The 2140-nt window shown below is 74.7% G+C and carries 2 protein-coding genes; one reads left to right on the top strand and one right to left on the bottom strand.

The genetic code is table 11. The features are described 5' to 3' along the window. The coding region (locus DW299_RS04535; protein WP_522731635.1) for a DUF6049 family protein at nucleotides 1–859 on the bottom strand (859 nt) is incomplete at its 3' end. A gap of 105 nt (nucleotides 860–964) precedes the next feature. Here DW299_RS04535 and DW299_RS04530 point away from each other — a divergent pair. Continuing rightward, on the top strand, nucleotides 965–2140 hold a 1176-nt coding region (locus DW299_RS04530), incomplete at its 3' end, for a class I SAM-dependent methyltransferase (protein ID WP_446724785.1).

Genomic DNA, 2140 nt, shown 5'->3' with positions numbered 1-2140 from the left:
CCGTCTGCGCCTGCACCGTGACGTCGGCATCACCGAACTGCAGCGCGAACCGGGGGTTGGGGAGCTCGTCGAGCCGCGTCAGCCACTCCCTCGCCGACTCCGGTGCCGCGGTGCCGAGGGCGCGGATCGACGCGAGGATCGCGGGGTCGATCGCGAGTACGGCCGTGGTGCCGGAGACCCCGTCGAGCTGCGCCGTGAGCGCGCCCTCCGGTGCGGTCAGCGTCGTGAGCTCCTCCGCCGTCAGCAGGGCCCCGCCGGCCGGGGTCGCGGTGACGGGCACGAGGACGCCGACCGGGCTCGCCGAGGGCGCGTTGACCACCAGCACGCTCGTGGCCGTGGTGTCCCACGTGGCCGCGCGCTCGCCGCCGGTGTCGCCCGTGCGCGCCCCGGTCAGTGCCGCCCGCAGCGGGTAGACGCCGGGGGCCAGAGTCTCGATGGTCTCCTGCGGCACGAACACCGTGGTCGTGGCGATGCCGTCCGGGTCGGCGGCCTTCGACGCCTCGTCGCCGAGCGAGACGAAGGAGCCGGTTGTCTCACCGTCGTCGAGCCAGTCGCTCACGGCGTCGGAGGTGGTGAGGGGCGTGCTGCCGAGCTCGATCTCGACCCGTCCGGCGCTCAGCTCGGTCTCGGTGCCGTTGGTGATCGTGACGACGGCTGACGTGGAGGTGCCGGGGGCGACCACGCCGCGCAGCCCTGCGGAGACGTGCAGCTCGACCGTGCGGGTGTCGTCGTCGCTCTTCTGATCCGCGGCGGCCGCGACCGCGGGAACCGCGACAGCGCATACGGAGGCGGCGATCACCGCGGCCGCCAGCCGTCGCAGGCGCACACGGAGGCCCGTGTGGGGGGTGATCGCGGTCATGAAGGTCTTCCTCGAACGCCGGGGAGGGGCGGATCGTGAGTACTGACCCTGCGATTCTAGGAGGCGCGAGGGAGGAGAACCCTGAAGACGCGTAGAGTGACGGCCGTGTCCGACGCCCCCGCACCCGTCCCCGACCCCGTCCGCAGCGCCCGCCTCGCCGCCGATCTCGACGCCGCCGACCTGCGGTCGGACCCGCTCCGGCAGCTGTGGGGCACGGAGGCCGACGACGCGCTCGGCCGCGGCATGCGCGAGCCGATCCTCCGCGCGATCGCCGACGACGACGGTGTGCTCGCGACCCTCGGCCGCCTGTTCGTGCTCGGGCTCCCGCAGCCGGAGGCCGCCGTCGCGTCGGCCCTCCCGACGCTCGGAGTGGACGGCCTCGTGGCCCTGGGGCTCGCGCGCGTCGAGGGCGACACGGTCGCACCGTGCGCGCTGCTGCGCCCGCAGTCGTTCGTCGACGCCGACGGGGTGGGCGAGTGGTGGATCGCGAGCGACCTCGACGAGGTGGCGCTGGACGGCCCCTTGCCCGCCGACCACGTGCTGGGCGTGGGCGGGGCGTCGCGCACCCTCGCGGAGACCGTCGTGCCGGTGCAGGTGGAGCGCGCGCTCGACCTCGGCACGGGCTGCGGCATCCAGGCGCTGCTGGTCGCCCGGCGCGCGGGAACGGTGGTCGCGACCGACATCTCCCGCCGCGCCCTCGCCTACGCCGAGCTCAACGCGCAGCTCAACGGCGTGACGAACATCGACTTCCGTCACGGCAGCATGTTCGACCCGGTCGCGGGGGAGGCGTTCGACCTGATCGTGTCGAACCCGCCGTTCGTGATCACCCCGCGCACCGAGGGCGTGCCCGCGTACGAGTACCGCGACGGCGGGCTCGTCGGCGACGCGCTGGTGGAGACGTTCGTGCGCGCGGCCCCGGCGCACCTCACCCGCGGGGGCATCGCGCAGCTGCTCGGCAACTGGGAGTCGCGGCAGGGCGTCACCGGGCTCGCGCGGCTCGAGGCGTGGGTGCCCGCCGACCTCGACCTGTGGGTGATCGAGCGCGAGGAGCTGACGCCCCTGGCGTACGCGGAACTGTGGATCCGCGACGGAGGGACCACGCCCCGCGATGCCGCGTTCGTGCCGCTGCTCACCGCGTGGCTCGACGACTTCGCGGCCCGCGGCGTGACCGCGGTCGGGTTCGGGTACGTGCTGCTGCGCCGCGGCGGCGGCGAGCCTCTGCGGCGGGTGGAACGGCTCGGACAGTCGGTGTCGAACGTGGGCGCGGCGCTCGCCGCGGGG

Origin of the sequence: Microbacterium sp. K35 (assembly GCF_004794375.1) — a bacterium.
In the GTDB taxonomy this organism is placed as follows: Bacteria; Actinomycetota; Actinomycetes; order Actinomycetales; family Microbacteriaceae; genus Microbacterium; species Microbacterium sufflavum.
The sequence above is the reverse complement of the archived record's forward strand: the minus strand, read 5'-3'. Positions and strand labels throughout refer to the sequence as shown.